Consider the following 1720-nt stretch of genomic DNA (forward strand, 5'->3'; position numbering starts at 1 on the left):
CCTAGAAGACTGATGAAGATCTTGGGTTCTGGCCCCGCCGCGTCTGCGGTGGGGCCAGACTCGTGTGGTGGTTCAAGGGGAGTGGGCCGGGGAGACGGTCGGGCCGGACGTGTGGGAGTCGTGTCGGGAGTTGATCCCGGCGGGGAGTGTCTTCGCGTTCCTGGCGGAGCATCGTGCGGTGCTGTTTCCGGCGGAGATGTTCGCGGACATGTATCCGTCGGCGAACGGGCGGCCGAGTATGCCGCCGCAGGTTCTCGCCGCGGCGGTGGTGCTGCAGTCCCTGCATGGTCTGTCGGACTTCGAGGCTGTTCAGGAATTGCGGTGTGACCTGCGGTGGAAGGCCGCATGTGGGCTGGGCCTGCATGACACGGCGTTCGATCCGTCGCTGCTGTCGTACTTCCGGCGGCGGCTGGCCCGCTCGGCCCGTCCGCACCGGATCTTCGACGCGGTGCGGGAGGTCGTGCGGGCCACCGGCGTGCTCAAGGGCAAGCAGCGCAGGGCACTGGACTCCACCGTGCTGGACGATGCGGTGGCCACCCAGGACACCATTACCCAGCTGGTGTCCGCGATCCGGGCGGTGATCCGTGAGGTTCCCGGAGCGTCCGATGTCGCGGCCAGGCAGTGCACCGCGCACGACTACTCGGTCCCGGGCAAACCGCGGATCGCCTGGAACGACGAGGAGGCCCGGGCCGCCCTGGTCGACGCTCTCGTCGGTGACGCCTTGCGGCTCCTGGGGCATCTGCCCGAGCAGAATCTCGGGGAGAAGGCGGCGAATGCGGTCGGGCTGCTGGCCCTGGTCGCGGGCCAGGACGTCGAGCCTGCGGACGGCTCGGACGGGCGGGACGGCCGCTGGAGGATCAGCCGGGGCACCGCGTCCGAGCGGGTGGTCTCCACCGTCGATCCCGACAGCCGGCACGTCCACAAGACCCGGTCCCACTACCAGGACGGTTTCAAGGCCCACCTGGCCATGGAGCCGGAGACTGGGCTGGTCACCGCCGTCGCGCTCACCCCCGGAGCAGGCACGGCCAACCACGAGGCGGTCATCGGTCTCGGCCTGCTGGCCGACGAGGACGGTCTGCTCGACGTCCTGGGTGATACCGCCTACTGCACCAAAGAGGCCCGGACCGCTCTCACGGAGGCCGGGCACCGGCTGTTCCTCAAGCCCGCTCCGCTGCGGCCGGTCGTCCCCGGCGGGTTCACCCTGGACGACTTCGCCATCGACACCGTCGGGAACACGGTGGTCTGCCCAAGGGGAAGAACCGCTGAATTACGGCCGCCTTCCGGCATGCACCAACAGCGAAAGGCCGTCTTCACAGCAGAGCAGTGCGCCGGCTGCGAACTGCGGGAGCGGTGCACCAAGGCCAAGGCCGGCCGCATCGTCACGATCCGGCCCCACCACGATCTGATGGCCGAGGCCCGCCGCCAGGCCGCCACCGACTCCGGCTGGCAGGCCACCTACCGCCGCTGGCGGCCACCCGTTGAACGGGCCGTTGCCTGGCTCGTCCACCGGGGCAACCGGCGCCTGCGTTACCGCGGCACCATCCAGAACGACACCTGGCTCCACCACCGGGCCGCCGGCCTCAACCTCCGCCGTCTGATCAACCTCGGTCTCACCCGCGCCAACCACAGCTGGCACCTCGACATGGCCACCGGATGACCAAAGGGGCCGCCCGGCCTCCGGCCGGACAGCCCCTCAGCAAGATCTTCATCAGTCTTCTAG

The 1720-nt window shown here is 69.7% G+C and carries 1 protein-coding gene; it reads left to right on the top strand.

Features of this window, described 5'->3' with window-relative positions; genetic code table 11:
• Positions 1–109: 109 nt before the first annotated feature.
• Positions 110–1657 carry an IS1182 family transposase gene (locus tag ACP4IX_RS36095; protein WP_426558866.1) on the top strand — a complete coding sequence of 516 codons (1548 nt, stop codon included), beginning with the start codon at positions 110–112 and terminating at the stop codon, positions 1655–1657.
• The last annotated feature ends 63 nt before the right edge of the window (positions 1658–1720 follow it).

The organism is Streptomyces sp. WG5 (genome assembly GCF_049974565.1).
Classification (GTDB): domain Bacteria; phylum Actinomycetota; class Actinomycetes; order Streptomycetales; family Streptomycetaceae; genus Streptomyces.